General features: G+C 42.3%; 18 protein-coding genes. All 18 read right to left on the minus strand.

Annotated features, from left to right (window positions below):
* Window positions 1–100 precede the first annotated feature (100 nt).
* Window positions 101–1,075, minus strand: coding sequence for a nuclease-related domain-containing protein (locus G6R02_RS11640; protein ID WP_164669415.1), 975 nt, complete (start codon window positions 1,073–1,075; stop codon window positions 101–103).
* Between the two features lie 362 nt (window positions 1,076–1,437).
* On the minus strand, window positions 1,438–1,665 hold the full coding sequence (locus G6R02_RS11645) for a hypothetical protein (RefSeq protein WP_164669416.1): 228 nt from the start codon (window positions 1,663–1,665) through the stop codon (window positions 1,438–1,440).
* A complete protein-coding gene (locus G6R02_RS11650; RefSeq protein WP_164669417.1) occupies window positions 1,662–2,831 on the minus strand; it encodes a Ger(x)C family spore germination protein in 1,170 nt (389 codons plus the stop codon). Before G6R02_RS11650 ends, G6R02_RS11645 begins: the two co-directional genes overlap by 4 nt.
* Before the next feature lies 1 nt (window position 2,832).
* Complete coding sequence (locus tag G6R02_RS11655; RefSeq protein ID WP_205520125.1) at window positions 2,833–3,942, minus strand: GerAB/ArcD/ProY family transporter; 1,110 nt, start codon at window positions 3,940–3,942, stop codon at window positions 2,833–2,835.
* A gap of 33 nt (window positions 3,943–3,975) precedes the next feature.
* The gene (locus G6R02_RS11660; RefSeq protein ID WP_164670395.1) at window positions 3,976–5,484 is read right to left on the minus strand and encodes a spore germination protein; all 1,509 of its coding nucleotides are present in this window, start codon (window positions 5,482–5,484) and stop codon (window positions 3,976–3,978) included.
* 221 nt (window positions 5,485–5,705) lie between these two features.
* Window positions 5,706–6,167, minus strand: a complete 462-nt coding sequence (locus G6R02_RS11665) for a GyrI-like domain-containing protein (protein WP_164669418.1) — start codon at window positions 6,165–6,167, stop codon at window positions 5,706–5,708.
* Between the two features lie 133 nt (window positions 6,168–6,300).
* Window positions 6,301–6,549, minus strand: a complete 249-nt coding sequence (locus tag G6R02_RS11670) for a VOC family protein (RefSeq protein WP_164669419.1) — start codon at window positions 6,547–6,549, stop codon at window positions 6,301–6,303.
* Between the two features lie 78 nt (window positions 6,550–6,627).
* Window positions 6,628–7,305 carry an RNA polymerase sigma factor gene (locus G6R02_RS11675; protein WP_164669420.1) on the minus strand — a complete coding sequence of 226 codons (678 nt, stop codon included), beginning with the start codon at window positions 7,303–7,305 and terminating at the stop codon, window positions 6,628–6,630.
* 267 nt (window positions 7,306–7,572) lie between these two features.
* Window positions 7,573–7,980 (minus strand): pentapeptide repeat-containing protein, encoded by a 408-nt coding sequence (locus tag G6R02_RS11680; protein WP_164669421.1) that lies wholly within the window; start codon window positions 7,978–7,980, stop codon window positions 7,573–7,575.
* Between the two features lie 35 nt (window positions 7,981–8,015).
* Window positions 8,016–8,429 (minus strand): VOC family protein, encoded by a 414-nt coding sequence (locus G6R02_RS11685; RefSeq protein WP_246202552.1) that lies wholly within the window; start codon window positions 8,427–8,429, stop codon window positions 8,016–8,018.
* A gap of 138 nt (window positions 8,430–8,567) precedes the next feature.
* Window positions 8,568–8,942, minus strand: coding sequence for a VOC family protein (locus G6R02_RS11690; protein ID WP_164669422.1), 375 nt, complete (start codon window positions 8,940–8,942; stop codon window positions 8,568–8,570).
* A gap of 168 nt (window positions 8,943–9,110) precedes the next feature.
* Window positions 9,111–10,481, minus strand: a complete 1,371-nt coding sequence (argH, locus tag G6R02_RS11695; protein WP_164669423.1) for an argininosuccinate lyase — start codon at window positions 10,479–10,481, stop codon at window positions 9,111–9,113.
* 323 nt (window positions 10,482–10,804) lie between these two features.
* Window positions 10,805–12,016 (minus strand): argininosuccinate synthase, encoded by a 1,212-nt coding sequence (locus G6R02_RS11700; protein WP_164669424.1) that lies wholly within the window; start codon window positions 12,014–12,016, stop codon window positions 10,805–10,807.
* 33 nt (window positions 12,017–12,049) lie between these two features.
* Window positions 12,050–13,006: an ornithine carbamoyltransferase gene (gene argF / locus G6R02_RS11705; protein ID WP_164669425.1), complete on the minus strand. Its 957-nt coding sequence runs from the start codon at window positions 13,004–13,006 to the stop codon at window positions 12,050–12,052.
* Between the two features lie 18 nt (window positions 13,007–13,024).
* Complete coding sequence (carB, locus tag G6R02_RS11710) at window positions 13,025–16,195, minus strand: carbamoyl-phosphate synthase (glutamine-hydrolyzing) large subunit (protein WP_164669426.1); 3,171 nt, start codon at window positions 16,193–16,195, stop codon at window positions 13,025–13,027.
* A gap of 15 nt (window positions 16,196–16,210) precedes the next feature.
* Window positions 16,211–17,380, minus strand: coding sequence for an acetylornithine transaminase (gene argD / locus G6R02_RS11715; RefSeq protein WP_164669427.1), 1,170 nt, complete (start codon window positions 17,378–17,380; stop codon window positions 16,211–16,213).
* A gap of 15 nt (window positions 17,381–17,395) precedes the next feature.
* Window positions 17,396–18,196, minus strand: a complete 801-nt coding sequence (gene argB / locus G6R02_RS11720; protein ID WP_164669428.1) for an acetylglutamate kinase — start codon at window positions 18,194–18,196, stop codon at window positions 17,396–17,398.
* Window positions 18,197–18,211: 15 nt separating this feature from the next.
* Window positions 18,212–19,435 (minus strand): bifunctional glutamate N-acetyltransferase/amino-acid acetyltransferase ArgJ, encoded by a 1,224-nt coding sequence (gene argJ, locus G6R02_RS11725; protein ID WP_281347109.1) that lies wholly within the window; start codon window positions 19,433–19,435, stop codon window positions 18,212–18,214.
* Between the last annotated feature and the right edge of the window lie 11 nt (window positions 19,436–19,446).

Genomic DNA, 19,446 nt, shown 5'->3' on the forward strand with positions numbered 1-19,446 from the left:
ACTTGAGCGGGAAAACTGTGAACCTGGGCGAAATATTTGTGAACTTGAGCCGATTTCACTACATTTTGAGCCAAATCTGTGACAACTTGAGCCAAAATCACTATTCTGTTAGTTTTTCAAGGTCCAGACGATACCGCATCCCGCTTCCAACTCCAACCTTATCTAATCCTTCTGCTTGTAAACTCTTTCTCGTAATACTATTTGAATCTAGTTTCAAAAAACCCCGGGCTTCCCTATTATTAATGTACTCTCCAACTAACAATCTATAATCGCAGAGGGTAGGGCGATGAGCTGTTTTCGACCTTAATCCGCAGTTCTCACATAGCCATTTACCACTTTTCCAAATCATCGGAATACTGCCGCACCCCGGGCAAAACACACCCTTTATCAAATCGTCAGTTGTAATACCTTTCTTTTCCATCTCGTTATATTCCTCTGGACGGTGATCCTCCAACAGGTGATAGGAAAGCTTCATTAGATGATCATCAGAAAGACATTTCAATTTATTTTTTTCAATAAATGAATCAATTTTAGGAAGAACTTTATCTCGGTGCATGACAATATCGGAAATGATTTTATTGTTGGACAGATTCCTGAGGTAAGTGTCGTTGCTGCTGAACACAACAATTTTTTCAATCGGGACTGTGGGGTAGTTCATTTCACGGAGGTAGTTCAACAATCTTCTATGCTGCAGATTCACTTGAAAAACGGGATTACCGAAATTTTTAATTTCATCGTTTAATTCCCTGTATGCTTGACCCATTTCATCAAAATTCACGTGATCATAAATATTTTTAACTTCAATAATAAGGAAAAAATAAATGGATAGGATTAGAAAGTCCAGTTGAAAGTGACCTTTATCGTCGGGGATTCGCAGGTAATGAAATATCAGGAAGTCATCTTCCGGGAGAAAATTCAAATGGAATATCAGTGACTCCTCACCTTTGTAACCGGAGGACAGCTTGGCGGCGTCTGAATTGATGGATTGTTTTTCCGGATGTGTGTCAGCAATACGCCGATCCAGAGCCAGTGCTTTTTGGATATGAACGGGGAATGTTAATGGTTTGACATACAATTGTACACAACCTTTCATAGTGAAATTTTCGGTACAGATTATATATTCGACACGACTGGCCAAAATCCTTCATTAAAACAAAAAAATTTGGAAATCAAATACAAAACGTGGAGCTATGCTGGATATTAAGCTGATTTAGTGAACATTTTACTAATTTTAAACATGCGTTTGACCTGAAGCAGGCGAACAAAATGTGAACTTGAGCGGGGAAATTGTGAACTTGAGCGAAATATTTGTGAACTTGGGCGATTTCACAGCTTTTTGAGCCGATTCTGTGACAACTTGAGCGAAACCCGAAACCTCCGCATCCAGCACACTAAAAAGCCCTGGAAGCATACATACCTTCCAGGACCGCACAAATCCTATCCCCCCAACAGACCACTCAACGGCTTAAATACCCACTGCACCAGTTCAGTTGGACCGGGCATTTCCGGAAAATATATGAGAAGTGCGGAGAGCAGGATTCCGACTATCGTCAACATGACAAACGCACGTTTTTCTTTCTTCAGATGTTGATCTATTCTTGGCCACTCATACAGTGTGATGAAGACAGCAACAACAATCACTAAAATTACACTTAATATTTTCATTGGTTCGTCACCTGATCTTCCGGTACTGCGGGTGGGGATGCGGACCTGCCAGGCCGTTTAATTTTAACATCACTTTTAATTTTAACGGATATTTCCGGAAACTTTTTCGACCACTTGTTTTTCACCTTGTTGAATTCATTTGGATAATGACGGTGAAACGCCTCACCAAAACCGAGAATATCTGACTTCAATTCTTTCTGGACCAGCTCCAATGCGGCGCGGATACGTTTATCAATCTGATTTTCCAATTGTTTCTCAAGCTTGTTAGCCGTGACAGGGTTCATTAAATTTAACGTTGTTTCATTTTCGACAGCATCATCGATCGATTTTATTTTTATGGTCATTGTCCATGTTCCGTTTTTAATTTTGGGTATTAATTCCGTACTTGCCTCAAAAATGTGAAATGAAATATGATCTTCCTCGCCCTCGGGCTTAACAGTGACTGCGGCATCTTTAATTTCATTTCGTATCCAAAGTACTCCCCTTGTCATCTTTTCATCGAGTTGGCCAACCATTTTTCCGTTTTTAAAAACAGCCGTACCACTAACACGCACCCCGACTGTATTGGGAGGCTCCTCCTCAATTTCGAGAATCGGCAATGCAATACGCTCCCCCTGATCAGCCGCCACCTGGAGCAGTTCTTTTACATCTACGCTCATACCAACTTTTAAATTTGTTATTTCTCTTGCTACCTCAGCTGAGCTTCTCTCCAGATCCGGCAAAACTTTAAAGAAATCAGAAGGCTTACCTTTTGTAACAAAAACATAGGATCTCAACCTTGGATTTGGATGCCTTGCTAAAAAGTCAATATGCTTGCGAATCCCTTTTTTAGCCATTTTTTCACCAATAAAGACTACACGATTATGACCCGAAAATAGCCTTCGGGGAATTTTCTGCTGCAATTTTGAATCAGCATCGAAGGTTGTTCTTCCTGTTTCCTTCTCCACAGTTGTCAGTTGTCCGCTGCCTTGTTGCGCTCCACCGCTTCCCTGCCCGCTTCCAATCGCACTTGGATTCACCAGTTGCACAGATAATGCAATCTGATCATCATCTGTTTTACCAAGACCTATCCCCACAATTATCGCTAAGTCATTTATCTCCGTGCGGTCCCAGCATCCCGCAAGAAGTATCAGAAGGCATATTGATAAAGAAAACAACCGTTTCATTTTACCCTTCCTTTCCTTCTTTAGTGCCAGTAATTTTTTCTCGCACAACAGCAGCCACCAGTAAAATAAGTGGAATGACAGCCAAGAAAACCAGTGCATAAAATGGAAACGTTTCGCTCAGAAATTTCTCAAGCTCCTGTAAATTTGCTGCTGACCAATATCCCATTATCGTAACAATAAAGCCCAGCGGAAAAACAATCGGCCGATAATCGGACAGTTTCAGCCATTGCGCCGTACCGAGAACCGTAGCATAGAAAAAAACCGAAATTTTAACAAATATGCCGCCGACCCAAATTGCCATTACAACAGACTCCATATGCTGGATAAATTCAGCTATACTGATATAGCGGGCCGCTTCCATAACGGGGTATGTAAACCTATCCGTAAGTGCACCGAATACAAACATGGTCACCAAATTGGTAATAACCATGGTAAGCATTACAGCAACAACGGTTAATACACTCCATTTCAAGGCTTTTTTTCGACTCCTTAAAAAAGGAAGCATAAAAGATATCAAAAAGAACTCCAAAAACCATCCTGCCGGTACCACTGCTCCCCTTAGTGATGGCGTCAATCCATTTTCAAATACAGGCAGCATGTTGGCAGGGTCCAACTCCGGGGTCAGCAACAGAAGAACCAAAAAAAATAAAACAATTACAACGGGAACAAATACCTGGGCGCTTCTGGCGATAACTTCCAATCCACCCCTTACAGCGAGGGCACACACAAGTGCCATACTTCCGATAATCACAATCATTGGAGTTGTTGAGAGAAAATTCCCTTTCACAAACGCGCCATACTCCCTCAAAACAACCCCGCATGTATGAGCCAAAAAAAAGATAAAGATGAGCCCGACTACTTTTCCAATAAATTTACCGGCAATTGTTTCACTGTATTTAATAATAGTCTGCTCCGGAAAGCGTTTATTTAATTGAATAGCAATAAAAGCGGCCAAAAAGCCTGCTGCTGAAGCCCAGATTGGTGACATCCACATGTCCTGACGTGCCACTTTCCCGGTTATCGCCGGAACAAGGAGAATCGCTGTTGCTATTATGGTTGGATAAATCAGAATAGCCATTTGCAGCGCATTGATTTTTCCTTTTTCAATCATGCTCATCCACCTCTATCCTTGACAGTCGGTTGGTCATTCTTCACCTCTAATCGGAGACGGTTTCTGGTTATCAGTTTGTCGATATTTATTATAGTTACCTGAAAAATGTGGTCTTGTATTGAACTTCCACCATGGAGCACGCATCAGCACATCTTTCATATCCCCCCATTGCATTGGTGCCATCGGGCTAAGATATGGTACACCAAATGAACGAAGTGACGCCATGTGGATTATAATTACGATAATTCCCATTATAATGCCCAGCAGTCCAAGCGTACCTGCCAGCAGTATCATTGGAAAACGCAGCATACGAATAGAATTCGATGCTGAATAACGCGGTATTGTAAATGAAGCAACCCCTGTTAATGCAACAACAATTATCATAGGAGCCGATACAATTCCCGCTGAAACAGCTGCTTCACCAATAACCAATGCACCAACAATACTGACAGCAGACCCTACCTGTTTTGGCAGACGGAGACCAGCCTCACGCAATGCTTCGAATGTAATTTCCATCATTAATGCTTCAATCAGTGCAGGGAATGGAACCTGAGCCCGTGATGCAGCGATACTGAATAACAGTGTTGTCGGGATCATCTCCTGATGATACGTAACTAACGCTACATATAACGAAGGAAGAAATAATGAGATCAGAAGAAAAAGATACCGCATCCAGCGAATTGCTGTACCGATTAAATAACGTCCATAATAATCCTCACTCGCCTGCAGCAGGGAGTAAAATGTAGTGGGTACAACCAAGACATACGGGGAACCGTCAACCAAAACTGCGACCCGGCCTTCCAGCAGGCCAGCCGTCACAACATCCGGCCGTTCAGTCGCCAGCGTTTGCGGGAATGGGGAGTTTGGATTATCTTCAATAAATTCCTCCAATACTCCGCTGTCCAAAATACTGTCAACATCAATTCGGTTTATTCTGGTTTCTGTTTCTTTCAACACTGTTTCGTCTACTATTCCGTCTACATATGCAAGTTTTATCCTCGTTTTGGTGTACTCTCCAACCTCCACGGATTTCATTTTCAGCTTGGGACTCCTGATTCTTCTTCGGAGCAGTGATGTATTGACACCAATCGTTTCAATAAATCCTTCTCTTGGTCCCCTGACAACCGTCTCCGCCTTTGGTTCATCGACAGACCGTTTTGCCCATTTCGAGAGTCCCAATGCAAAGCCGCTAATTTGCTGATCGACCAGAATCACCGGATTTCCGGCAGAAATTTCTTTTATGCTGTCTGCAAAAGTATTGACCTCTTTAACACTGGAAGTCGAAATTTCTTTATGAATTAATGTATCAATCAAATAATCTTCACCCACTGAAGCGTTGATGAGCGGAGTCAGCACACTGTCATCAATTTCTTCGATGTTTGACAATCCTTCGATATAAATGAGAAGTGCTTTAACTTGTTCACCTATGTAAAACGATCGAAAAATAACGTCAGAACAGTTTTTATAAATCGAACGAAACTTTTTCTCATTATCTGATAACTTGTTAGAAAGCAAGGCCTGTTCATCAACTGGCTGTTCAATTTAGGAAGTGTTGTCCGCCTTTTTGGATTTACGCTGTTTCTTTCGTCTTTTTAGCAGCGACAGCATTCCCTTTTGCTCATTTTTCATCCTCGCCCTCCTCTCTTAGCGACTGGGTGAATATACCATAGTTTGGATAGTTGGAGGGAAATTTATGCAATTAAAAAACCTAAACCCAGTTGGATTTAGGCTTTTTGGCGGTAGTTAGAATCGACACTGTCGCACTACGACGGTCTTATCGGGTCATACAGTGTACATCGGATTATTTCTTCTTCCTGTTTCCTTTGATCAAATGTTTCCAATGTCCAGGCATTATAGATCCTTTCATACTCCGAATCCTCGATTTGCTGATGCATTTTTCCGTACGCCTGATGGATTTCCCACTTTATGCCATCATGAGAAATTGCGGCATACTCCTGTGCGGGTATAACAATCGCATCCATCCCGTTTGGTACATCATTAAATTCTGTGACCTCCACACATTTCCAATAACCATCCTCTTCCTCTGTCGCATCTACCTTGTGGATACCAATGAAAACATCCGGATTGGTCTTATTTTCAATTTCATCCAGGCGGTTATGCATTGTTTCCACTACTGCCGGGATTTTTTCCTGATATTCTTTAAGTGTAGAGCAAACCAGGCGGATTCCGACCAGTTTCATCTCCCCTTTGGTTACAACTTGCATGAGTTCCTTTCCTCCCGTTCATTGATTCACTTTTTCTTTTTTCATAAATTGGTAGATTTCTCTTAACATTTGAAGACCTTCCCGCTCCGCATGCTTTGCTTCTTTAACAAGCCGGCTTGCTTTTTGACTGGTTTCATTTACCCCAACAGGAGCAAGCGGTTGCCGCCAAGGTATAAAAATTAAACTGGATGGATGATGCCTTACCTGTATCCTCGCTTTGATACAAGGATAAACCGGTTTGAAGCGGCCATGGCTGATGAAAACGAAAACCAACACCATATTTATCCAGGTGTACGACGACCAGGTCAAAAATATTTTGATACCACTCTGAAGATACTCCAAGATCCTTAACTGAAATAAAAACACTATCAATACGCTTCACAAAGCTCTCTGGTTACCCTCCTCTCACGTAATCTCATTTCTATAACGGGAAATATCCCGAAAAAAATACGGTCGATTTTTATTTTTCCTGAAAAACGACAAGCTTATTTCCGTCGGGATCGTAAAATTCAAAATAGAAGCCATTTGTGTGGCCGGACCGTTTTACAGTGAATCCGCTTGACAGCAGTTCATGGTAAACAGAAACAATTTCCTGTGGTTTTCCAAGTTTAATAGCCTCCAGGAAAAGCTGGATTAAATTTTGATTATCATTCTTAATATGTTGATTCTGGTGGTATTTTTTCTTTAGCGTAGTTCTGGCACGGTGAAGGGCTGCTTTAACAGCTCCTGAAGTCATTCCCAGCATCGTTGCAGTTTCTTTGGAGGAGAACGAAAAACTATCGATTAATAAAACAATTGCGGCTTGTCTTATTGGCAGTCTATGAACAAGTTCTTCTAATGCACTGTACACCTCATAGTCTATAGGTTCGCTGTTGATAAGGAGGTTATCATCATATGTATCTACTGTAATATTTCGCTTACGGCAGATATCAATCCAAGTATTCGTGGCTATTTTAAACAAATATGCCTTTGTATTTTTTAACCGGCTCCATTTATCCTTGTTTTTAACAGCCTTCATCATCGTTTCCTGAAAAAGATCATCACCCTCCCACGGGACACCAGCCAACTTGTGACAGTAGCCTTTTAGTTGATCCTGGTATTCTGAAAGTATTTGGCTGTAAAGTTGATCGGAATCCATCATCCACCTCCACAAACAGAGGTTGGGACACAAGTATTTTATCAATAACAAAATCCGAACATATTGGAAATGGTGCATAAAACCGCTCCGGGAATATACTTCGCTTTCCGGGGGCGGCTGGTGAGCCTCCTCGTGCTAGCGCACTTCGGAGTCTCACCGATGCCTTTCCTCCCCCAGGAGTCTACGTATATTCCCTCCGCTATTTCCATGCATTGTTCGTCTTTTGGCAACACTTTTTTGTTTTGTCCCAGCCTCCTGTTTTCATCCTTAATCAGATCCTCCATTAAAGTTTTTAAGCAAATCCTCAACGAGAATCCCATTTATTTTTAATCCTTTCATATCACAATCACTGATCTCAACATTCGATAAGTCACAGTTTTTAACAGTACTGGCATGTAAATCACAGTTTTCAAATGTAACCGTCCGATGTGTTGCATTTGAATCGTAATTGGGGTGATCTTCCGGCGGTAAACCGATATTACGGAAAATTGCTCCGCCGATTTGAGCATCCTCAATATGCAAATCACTCAAATTTGCATCTGTTATTTTCGTACCTGTAAGATTTACATTTTGAAAATACAGGTTTTCAGCCATTACCTCTTTGAAAGTTGAACCGGACATTTCTGCCATTTGAACTTGTATAAATTGTTTTTTCAGTGGTGGAATTTCTGCCATTTGATCATCTCCTTATGATTCTTTTACAATTAAACTCAGTGAGTTATAATCAGGTCATGATCCACATTGCAAACGCCTAAAACATTTCCGTCCGGATCCTGCAACCCGAATCCTAAGGGGCCATCCTCATTACTATTTAATGGAGTAACGTTGGCACCTTGTTCTCTCAGCCATTCGTGGCAAGCATTCAAGTCTTCCGCATAAAAATCGATGACACTGTTTTCGTCAATATTCCAGGTAGTATTTCGAAAAGATAGCCTTGATGGGTCATCTGTCTTCATCAGGAAAATACTCGCTGCCCCCGGAACATAAAACGATAACATGGCTGAATCGTTGTCCTGATATTGGATATGAAGACCTAGAAGTTCCGTATACCATTTAACCGAACGTTCCAGGTTGGACACCGGTATTTCCACATTTGTAATTTTTGAGACCATTTTGTTTTGCATATCGGATACCTCCTTCCTCTGTTTTCACTTCAATAACGGAACATATTACGAAAAAGATACGGTCCATTTTATTTTTTGAAGGAGGCAGCTTGCTTTCATCAGAATCGTGAAATTCGAGTAATTTCGAAAGTGTACACCCTACTCAATTACACTGAAACGATTGCCATCGGGGTCAAATAAATCAAATCCTCTCATCCCGCCTAATTCGTGTATGTCCCCAACATTTGCACTTTTTTCCACTAAACTTTGATGGATTGACTGAATATCATCTGTGTGAAAGTTCATATAATGATCCACACCATAATTATTTTCCGGAAAAGCCGGTTGCTCAACATCACTGGATTTAACAAGGCAAAATGTAACAACGCCATTCCAGATTTTTAATACATTCGCTTCAGGTTCATCCTCGTGGAGCATCTCGAATCCAAGCATCTTTTCATACCAGTCTGTCGATTTTTTCAAGTCCGTCACGGGGATAAATATGCCAATTCCATAGAGTAAATCTTTTCCCATCTTCTCACCTCATTTCGGATTATGCCGTTATATTACATCTTTACTACATTTCTAGATTTCCTTTTCATATCCTGCAAAAATTTTAAAAAATAAGCATCAAATAAACCGCACCTATGTGCTGGGTGCGGTTTATTTGACGCTTACGGTTTTATATTGAAGTAAACCACTTTACAATAACTCTCTTGCCTGTTCCAATTGTTTAACCACTTGCTTTCTGGCAGTTCCACCAATACTATTCCGGGCATCCACCACATGCTTTGGTTCAAGAACGGAAAAAATATCTTTGTCAAACAGCTTGCTGAACGACTGATATTCTTCCAATGTCAATCTGAGTAAAAATTTATTTTGCTGGATTGCATACAGCACAATTCTTCCAATAATCGCATGTGCCTCACGAAATGGCAGCCCTTTTGTTACCAGATAATCTGCAATATCTGTTGCATTGGAAAAATCCTGTTCAACAGCCTGGTACATATTTTCCTGTTTAACCTTCATCGTTTCGATCATTGGTGCCAATAGCCGTAACGATCCATCAAGTGTTTTAACCGTATCAAACAGTCCCTCTTTATCCTCCTGCATGTCTTTGTTATAGGCTAATGGCAGTCCTTTTAAAACGGTCAATAAGCTGAACAAACTTCCATATACACGCCCTGTTTTCCCGCGGAGCAGTTCCGGAACATCGGGATTTTTCTTTTGCGGCATGATACTCGATCCAGTGCAAAAGGAATCATCCAGTTCAATAAAGCCAAATTCCTGACTTGACCAAATAATAAGTTCCTCCGACAAACGGGATAAATGAGTCATTAATATCGAGGCAATCGATAAGAATTCCAGAACAAAATCACGGTCACTGACTGCATCCAGGCTGTTCGGATACACATAATCAAAGCCAAGTAATGACGCTGTCCGCTCACGGTCAATAGGAAAGGTGGTACCGGCAAGCGCTCCGGCACCAAGCGGTGACCAATTCGTGCGTTTCAGACTGTCCTCCAGTCGCTGCTTATCCCGCTCCAGCATCCAGAAATAAGCAAGCATATGATGGGAAAATAACACCGGTTGGGCCCGCTGCAGGTGCGTATACCCGGGCATAACCACATCACTGTTTTCTTCCGCCTGTTTGACAAATGCTGCTTGAACCTGGGCAACCAGTTCCATCACTTCCTTTGTTTTTTGTTTAACAAATAAATGGAAGTCGGTTGCAACCTGGTCATTTCTGCTTCTGCCTGTATGCAGCTTCCCTGCAACCGGGCCAATTTCTTCGTGTAAAAGCCGCTCGATGTTCATATGGATATCTTCATCTTCAACCTTTAAATCAACATTTCCAGCTGCAATTTTTCCGGCAATGGTCTGTAATCCTTCAATGATTTTGTTCGCTTCCGCATGTGTGATAATTTCCTGTTCACCAAGCATGGTAACATGTGCGATGCTTCCTTCAATATCTTCCATTGCAAGCTGCTGATCAAATTCAATCGAGGCGGTAAAATTTTCGACAAGCTGATTGGTAGCCTTTGTGAAACGTCCTCCCCAGAGCTTTGACATAAAAATTCCTCCCTTGTTATGTAATAAACTGTGAAAACCCCATTAAAGCGGGATTTTCACAGGTTAGTTTTACTGGTACGTATTTGAAAAGGTTGTTTTCTAAAGGCTCTTTTCGCAAATTTTGCTGCTTTTTAACCTCGTAGTTGAAGTAAAATGCGACGTGAAGTTGAGAAGTTTCACTTAGTGAAGCTTTCATTACCCGCAGATGAAATATACTCACTTTCATATTCTTTTCATTCGATACAGTGCTCCTCTCGATGATTGCTAATCTAAATCGCTTTCTATTTCATCGAGACAGCGCTCCTCTCAATTAACGAGTAGCCTTAGCTCTTCAATTTTTCCTTCTGATGAATTTCCGCATGCACCTTTGTCGGTAATCCCCATAGTTTGATAAAACCAACCGCTGCATTGTGGTCAAACATATCACCCTTTTCATAGGTTGCAAGTTCCTCATTGTACAAGCTGAAATCGGACTTGCGTGCTATAACGGCAGGTGTTCCTTTAAACAACTTCACACGAACGGTACCTGAGACTGTTTTTTGGGTCTCGGCAATAAATGCATCAATCGCCGGGCGTAATGGTGAATACCACAACCCATCATATATCATCTGCGCAAATTGCTGATCAATTGTTTTTTTAAAATGACTGACTTCCCTTGTATGGGTTAAAAATTCCATCTCCTGGTGTGCATGGATAAGAATGAGTGCAGCGGGATTTTCATATACCTCACGTGACTTGATGCCAACTAACCTATTTTCAATATGATCAATCCGGCCGATTCCATGTTTGCCGCCTGCCGTATTTAATGTCCTGATAATGCTGACAAGATCCATTGGCTGATCATTCAATGCAACCGGAATTCCTTTATCAAATGTTATATCCACAAGTTCCGGAACATCCGGGGTCGCTTCAATCGGATTTGTCCAGTCAAACGCCGCTTCCGGTGCCACATTCCATGGATTTTCCAACACCCCTGCTTCACATGCACGACCCCAGATATTGGCATCGATTGAAAAAGGATTATCAAGATCAACAGGAATGGGAATGCCCTTTTCCTTTGCATAAGCTATTTGCTCATCTCTGGTCATGCCCCATTCTCTTACTGGTGCAACAACTTGCAAATTGGGATTCAATGCCTGAATCGACACCTCGAATCGTACCTGGTCATTACCTTTTCCGGTGCAGCCATGTGCTACAGCGATTGCGCCCTCCTCTTCGGCAACATCCACGAGCAATTTTGCGATTAATGGTCTCGATAGTGCAGATGATAGCGGATATTTCCCTTCATATAAAGCATTTGCCTGTAATGCCGGCATTAAGTAGTCATTCGCAAGCATTTCCTTACCATCAATGACAATCGACTTTAATGCACCAACGTCTAATGCTTTTTGCCGTACGGTTTCCAAATCTTTTTTCTCACCCAGATCTATTGCCAGTGCAATCACATCATAATTATATTTTTCCTGCAGCCATTTAATGGAAACCGATGTATCCAATCCGCCTGAATAGGCAAGCACAATTTTTCCATCACTCATAGCGAATCCCTCCTAGTAATTTGTGAACATCCTCTAGTAATCTAATAATGATTTTAATAATGCCTTTTGTGCATGGAGCCGGTTTTCTGCTTCGTCAAACACAACGGAATGGGCTCCATCGATAATTTCAGCAGATACCTCTTCACCGCGGTGTGCCGGAAGACAATGCAGGAAAATAAAATCTGTCTTTGCGCCCTGACATAATTTTTCATTTACCTGGTATGGTGCAAAGATTTTCTTCCGTCCGGCATTTTCATCTTCTTTTCCCATACTGGTCCATACATCTGTCACCACAATGTCAGCACCGTGGATTGCCTCGGCAGGATCACTGTTATATATCAGTTTTGTTCCATTCTTTCCTGCCACTTCTTTCATTTGATTGAAAATAGCTTCATTTGGCTGATAGTCTGGCGGACTGGCAATCGCCATATCCATTCCAGCCAACACACTTCCCTCAATCAACGAATGACACATATTATTATCGCCATCACCTACGTATGCAAGTTTTAGTCCGTTAAAATCACCTTTCTGCTCATAAATTGTCAACAGGTCAGCAAGCACTTGTGTCGGATGATGCAAGTCTGTTAATCCATTAATAACCGGAACCGCAGCATAGTGTGCATAGGTTTCAATCATGTCATGAGAAAACGTGCGAATCATCAAGCCATCCACATAGCGTGATAATACCTGGGCTGTATCCGCACTTGATTCCCCGCGTCCGAGCTGCATGTCATTTTTACTAAGAAAAATGGCTTGCCCGCCAAGCTGCAACATCCCAACTTCAAACGAAACCCTTGTACGGGTGGATGATTTTTCAAAAAGCATGCCAAGCACTTTTCCCTGTAAATAGGGTTTGTGGATCCCCGCCTTTGTTTCCTGCTTAAGTCGAATGGCCTCATCAAGCAGTTCGATTAATTCGTTTCTGCTGTATTGTGCCAATGTTAAAAAATCCTGTTTTTCTTGTACGGGTCGAACTTTTTCAGGCGTCAAAAAAATCAATCCCTTCTATCATACTGTTGTATACAGATAATCCTGCAACGACATAACCGAGACAGGAGAACGTTCCATAGAATCGGTTGCCGCTACTACTGTTTCTTTACACGTGAATAATGCAACCTGATACATTATCACAAGTGTGCGTATTTCCTTCCCGCGCGTATTCGTTGACAATCCGCTTGGGATAACGACCGCACCCGCTATTGTTTTTTGCTTAAAAAAGTTGATAAGTGATTCCGAATCTTCGTTAACTTTCTTATTGGCAACTCCATTTTGTGTTAAAAATTCACTGGTTCCTGGTGTTGCCAGGATAGAAAAGTCGTTACTGAGTTTTTGGATGACAGGCAGAAGTTCCTGTTTTTTCTTGTCAGCAATCGAACAAAGAACATACACTTTTGCTGTGCTTTCTTTCCGCATTGTTGATAAATAGGTTGCTTTGGCAAGTGCATCAGGATATGTTTCGGCAATCCCAATCGCCTCACCGGTTGATTTCATAACAGGCCCAAGCGCTGGGTCAACTCCGACTAATTGAGATGCTGAAAAAACAGGTGCTTTAACAGCATAAAAAGCCGTAGCTTCCAGTAAACCCGTTTTGCTTAATTTTTCCCCAAGCTGTACCCGGATGGACGCTTCCACCATGGAGACACCTGTTACCTTACTGATTAATGGGACCGTTCGTGATGCCCGCGGATTCACTTCCAATACATAAATCTGCTCTTCCGTTACGATATACTGGATATTGACAAATCCAATGATCCCGGCCTGTTGACAAATGGCCTGCGCATAATGAAGCAAACTTTCCTGTTGTACAGTCGATAAGTTGATTGGCGGCATAACAGCAATACTGTCACCAGAATGAACTCCTGCTTTTTCAACATGTTCCATAATTGCCGGAACCATGATGTTCTCTCCATCACTGATTAAATCCAGCTCAACCTCCATGCCAGGTGTATATTGATCAATCAGCACCGGCCATATTCGCTCGTTTTCATCCATCAGTGTGTTAACATATTCAGTCAATGTCGCTTCCTGATAAACAATTTGCATCGATTGACCGCCGATAACATAGGATGGACGGACAAGAACCGGATAGCCGATTTTTTCAGCACATGCCTTAATTTCATCAAGGCTATACACCATTTCCCCGGCAATATGGGGAATGTTCAGATCGTTTAATAACCGATAAAATTGGTCCCGGTCTTCCAGCTGATCAATTCTGTCAGGTGTTGTTCCGTAAATTGAAATCCCTGCAGTTTTAAGTTCCTTTGCCAAATTCAGTGCCGTTTGACCACCAAATTGAATCATGACACCACTCACGTTTTCCTCATCAATAACATTCAGGATATCCTCCACTGTTAATGCTTCAAAATATAAGTGATCCGCTACCGAACTGTCGGTACTGACGGTTTCCGGGTTGTTGTTGATGACAATCGTTTCATATCCCAGTTTTTTCAACGCATATACCGCGTGAACAGAGCTGTAATCAAATTCCATTCCCTGCCCAATCCGAATTGGACCAGAACCGATGATTAATACAGCGTTTTTCTTGTTTTGCGTTATGGTACTGCCTGGCGCTTCACACCATGTCGAATAATAATAGGCTGATTGATTGACAGAACCAATAGAAAGATAACTTGGCGCTAATTGGCATTCCTTGATTTTCTGTCTGACTTTATCCTCTGTCGTTTTCAAAAAAACGCTTAACGCCTTGTCACTGATTTGCAGTTGTTTCGCTTGCAATAATTTATCCGTTTTAACCGTCTGGATGGATTCCTCTTTTAGCGTTTCTTCTGCCGCAACCATTTGCTTGATTTTCTCTAAAAATTGCCGGCTGATTGCAGTATGGTCATACAGTTCTTCAACACTTTTTCCCTGTCGCATCGCCTCGGCAACCGCGAACAGATACAAGTCAGTCGGCAGTTTCATATGTTTCAGCAGCACCTGAAAATCCTTGCCGCAAAGCTCCGAATGACTCAGATTTGTCAATCCATTATCCAGTGAGCGGATTGCCTTATTTAAGGCAGCCTCAAACGTTTGATCTACTGCCATTATTTCCCCGGTTGCCTTCATTTGTGTGCCTAATTTCCGTTCCAGTTCCGGGAATTTATCAAACGAAAACCGCGGCATTTTTACAACCGTATAATCAATCTTCAAGTCATGAACGGAACCTGTTTTTTCCGGAAAATAATTATTCAAAGAATCCAGCAACGCACATTTCGTTGCGATGACAGCAATCGGGCACCCTGTCGCTTTTGATGCTAATGCTGATGAGCGGCTCACCCGTGGATTTACTTCGATCACATAGTACTGATCGCTATCATGTGCAAGCGCAAATTGAATATTACAGGCTCCAATTACACCAAGTTCACGAACAATCCTCACAGCAGCATCCTTCAGCTTCGCATCCTGTTTTGCTGTTAATGTTTGTGCCGGTGCAACAACAATGGAATCCCCGGTGTGAACACCAACCGGGTCAATATTTTCCATACTGCAGACAATCACACAATCATCATGAACATCGCGAATCACTTCAAATTCAATTTCCTTTAAGCCCTTGATACTTTTCTCCAACAGCACCTGATGGATTGGGCTTGCATTCAATCCATTAGTGACAATTTCCTGAAGCTCCTGCTCATTCCCGGCAAACCCTCCACCTGTTCCCCCAAGTGTATAGGCAGGTCTTACGATAACCGGGTAACCAATCTCCGCTGCACACTGGAATGCTTGTTCTAAAGTCGAAATAATGTGCGATTCCGCTACAGGTTCATCCATTTCCTTCATAAGTTTACGGAACTTCTCCCGGTCTTCTCCATTCATGATTGAATCAATTGTTGTCCCCAGCAATTGAACATGATATTTTTCCAAAAGTCCGGACTGATTTGCCTCAAACGTTAAATTTAATCCTGTTTGTCCGCCAAGTGTTCCAATCATGCCATCCGGTTGTTCTTTCTTAAAAATTTCCTCTATTGTTGATATGGTCATCGGTTCCATATAAATGGAATCTGCAACTGATTCATCAGTCATTATCGTCGCCGGATTATTATTCAGTAAAACAACTTCAATTCCTTCTGCTTTTAATGCCAGACACGCTTCTGTTCCTGCATAATCAAATTCAGCGGCTTGCCCGATAACGATTGGTCCGGAACCAATGACGAGTACCTTTTTGATTGTATTAATCGTCACAACCTCCTTGATAAATCATGGTAATGTATTGGCAAGCGCCAGCCGAAACTTTTTCATAAACAGCAAAATATCATCTTCTGTTATCGTGAGTGGCGGTAAAATCCGGATCACATTTGGACCGGCAGTCAGAATCAGTAATTTTTCCTGAATTGCTCCCTTCACAATTTCTAAAGCCGATCCCTCTATTTCCAAACCAATTAAGAGCCCTCTGCCACGCAGTTTTTTAATTTGCGGAAACTCCTGTTTCAATTCGTTTAAACAGGTAATTAATAACAGACTTTTTTCCGCAGCCGATTTTATTACGGGTGTATTCGTAAGTTCTTCAACCGTTGCCAGTGCAGCAGTTGAGGCGAGTGGGTTTCCGCCAAATGTACTGCCGTGGCTTCCCGGTTGAAAGGCACTTGCCACCATTTTTCCGGCAAGCATAGCACCAATCGGAAATCCGGAACCCAAGCCTTTTGCAAGTGTTACAATATCTGGTTTAAGCCCATATTGTTCATAAGCAAATAATGATCCGGTGCGCCCCATACCAGTCTGGACTTCATCAATAACAACGAGAATTTGCTGATCTTCACAAATCTGAACCAATTTATCAATCCAGGACTGGTCTGCCGGAATGACCCCACCTTCACCTTGAACGAGTTCAACCATGACTGCTGCCGGTGGGTCATCTTTAAGGACTTCCAGACTGGCCAGATCATTATAAGGAAGATGTGTAAATCCCGGTACCAGCGGAGCAAACCCAGTTTGGATTTTTTCCTGCCCTGTAGCAGTGAGCGCAGCCATTGTACGCCCATGGAAGGATTGCTGGAACGTTACAATATTGCTTCGGTCTTTTTGAAACTTTCGAACAAGCTTAATAGCGGCTTCGTTGGCTTCTGCACCACTATTACAGAAAAATACGCGATCCAGACAACTATTTTCGGTCAGGATTACTGCCAGCTGCTCCTGTGCTTTTATATGATACAGATTGGAACAATGCCATAGTTTTTCCAACTGATTTTCTACTGCTTCTTTGACCGTTTTAGGTACATGGCCAAGATTACAAGTGGCAATGCCCGCGGTAAAATCTAAATATCGATTTCCTTCAACATCCCAAACATAGCTCCCTTCCCCTTTTGTCAGGCTGATTGGAAAGCGATTATACGTTTGCATCAACGGTGAGACAATTGTTTCGGTTTCCATCTATCCACATCCTTCTCACGTTAAATTTGAATTGATTTTCTTTTCATCTAATGTGAAAGTCGTTCCGGTATTTCCATCGGTTATCAGCTTAAGCAGACTTTCTTCCTCTAAGCCATTAATAATGGCAACCTTTTGGACCCCTTTCCGCAAACTGTCAATTGCCGCCTGCACTTTTGGAATCATCCCGCCATTGATTTCGCCGCTGTCCATCATTGTTTTCGCTTCCTGAACACTTAGCTCTGAAATAACGTCAGTATTTTTTAACACGCCAGGCACATTGGTAATCATATACAGTGGTGCTTCTAAGGCCTTAGCAACCGCTGCAGCCGCTAAGTCGGCATTGATATTCAAACGCTGCCCGGTATGATCAATGGCAATTGGGGATATGACCGGGATTTTTTGCTGGTTTATGACTGTTTTTAACATCGCTGGATTAACGTTGGTTACCTTTCCCACATACCCAATTTCCGGATTCTGTTCGAGCTGTTTTGCTTCCAGCATCCGCCCATCAACACCGCTTAAGCCTACAGCGTTGCCACCTTGTGCTAAGATTTTTCGGACAAGTAATTTATTTACCGATCCTGATAAGGTCATTTCCACAACATCGAGCACCTCATCTGTCGTCACCCGCATCCCATTAACAAACGTTGTCTTGACGTTTAAATTTGCAAGTAACGTGGAGACCATTGGGCCACCGCCATGTACAATGACTGGTTGAATGTGATCATTTTTTGTTAATGTCACGATGTTGTGATAAAAAGAATCCGGAAGGCGTTGTAAGACGCTGCCGCCACATTTAATTACAAGGTAAGACATTGAAAACCACCTTCTTTACGTACGATAGGAAGCATTGATTTTCACATAGTCATAGGTCAAATCACATCCCCATGCAACTGCTTCCCCGGTCCCGTTATGAATATCTGCAAATAGCTTGATTTCTTCATTACTTTGTAAATATTCCTCAACTGATTCTTCCTGGTAAACAACAGGCATACCATGTTTAACCACTTGCGTATTTCCAATGGATACATCCACCTTTTCCGAATGAAGCTGGACACCACTATAACCAATCGCACAAATGATTCTGCCCCAATTTGCATCAGCACCGTATACCGCTGTTTTAACCAAACTGGAACCAGCAATTGCTTTACCGACCTTCTGTGCATCTTTAACACAATTTGCCCCGGTTACTTGCACCTCAATTAATTTCGTAGCACCTTCCCCGTCTCTGGCAATCTGTTTTGCGAGCGACTTGCAAACAACGGTCAATGCATCCGTAAACAGCTGAAAATTCTCGTAATCCTGTTCTGTAACCGGTTTATTTGAAGCCTGCCCGTTTCCCATAAGCATTACCGTGTCATTGGTGCTTGTGTCACCATCGACGGTAATGCAATTAAATGTCTGATTTACCGCTGTCCGCAATGCGGCATTCAACGCATCTCGTTCCATTGCCGCATCCGTTGTGATAAACGAAAGCATGGTGGCCATGTTTGGTTTAATCATGCCAGACCCTTTCGCTGTTCCGCCGATTGTGACAAGCTTTCCGTCCAATTCGATTTGTACACATGCGTTTTTAGTAAACGTATCGGTTGTTAGAATAGCTTTGGAAAAATTGGTTGGTTGTGGATCCGCAAAATCTATCTGTTCGATACCCGCTTCTAATTTTTCCATTGGAAGCTGTTCCCCGATAACACCTGTCGAATTAATCGCGACATGATGATCATTAACTCCTAATTTTTTGGCAAATAAATGGCGCATTTCATAGGCGTTGTAACGTCCTTCTTCTCCAGTAACGGCATTAGCCACCCCGGAATTTACGATTAATCCCCTGATTTTTCCGTCGACCGCTATGCTTTCTTTTGTAACAGCAAGTGGTGCAGCCTGGAAAAGGTTTGTTGTAAATACGGCAGCAGTGTTGGCGGGCGTTTCTGAGTAAAGCCAAGCCAAATCGTGCCGTTTTCGTTTCATGCCGCAGTGAAGCCCGCCCGCTTGAAATCCTTTTGCCGTTGTTACATCTCCATCAACCACCTTTAACCGTTCTGTATGCGTTGCCACTTTAGCCCTCC

It is taken from the genome of Virgibacillus doumboii (assembly GCF_902806455.1).
Lineage (GTDB): Bacteria > Bacillota > Bacilli > Bacillales > Amphibacillaceae > Lentibacillus > Lentibacillus doumboii.

Coding starts and splice junctions, on each gene's coding strand:
- G6R02_RS11645 (WP_164669416.1), bottom strand. CDS start 1,665: ATGAAAATATTAAGTGTAATTTTAGTGATTGTTGTTGCTGTCTTCATC.
- G6R02_RS11650 (WP_164669417.1), bottom strand. CDS start 2,831: ATGAAACGGTTGTTTTCTTTATCAATATGCCTTCTGATACTTCTTGCG.
- G6R02_RS11655 (WP_205520125.1), bottom strand. CDS start 3,942: ATGATTGAAAAAGGAAAAATCAATGCGCTGCAAATGGCTATTCTGATT.
- G6R02_RS11665 (WP_164669418.1), bottom strand. CDS start 6,167: ATGCAAGTTGTAACCAAAGGGGAGATGAAACTGGTCGGAATCCGCCTG.
- G6R02_RS11675 (WP_164669420.1), bottom strand. CDS start 7,305: ATGGATTCCGATCAACTTTACAGCCAAATACTTTCAGAATACCAGGAT.
- G6R02_RS11680 (WP_164669421.1), bottom strand. CDS start 7,980: ATGGCAGAAATTCCACCACTGAAAAAACAATTTATACAAGTTCAAATG.
- G6R02_RS11685 (WP_246202552.1), bottom strand. CDS start 8,429: ATGCAAAACAAAATGGTCTCAAAAATTACAAATGTGGAAATACCGGTG.
- G6R02_RS11690 (WP_164669422.1), bottom strand. CDS start 8,942: ATGGGAAAAGATTTACTCTATGGAATTGGCATATTTATCCCCGTGACG.
- argH (WP_164669423.1), bottom strand. CDS start 10,481: ATGTCAAAGCTCTGGGGAGGACGTTTCACAAAGGCTACCAATCAGCTT.
- G6R02_RS11700 (WP_164669424.1), bottom strand. CDS start 12,016: ATGAGTGATGGAAAAATTGTGCTTGCCTATTCAGGCGGATTGGATACA.
- argD (WP_164669427.1), bottom strand. CDS start 17,380: ATGGAAACCGAAACAATTGTCTCACCGTTGATGCAAACGTATAATCGC.
- argB (WP_164669428.1), bottom strand. CDS start 18,196: ATGTCTTACCTTGTAATTAAATGTGGCGGCAGCGTCTTACAACGCCTT.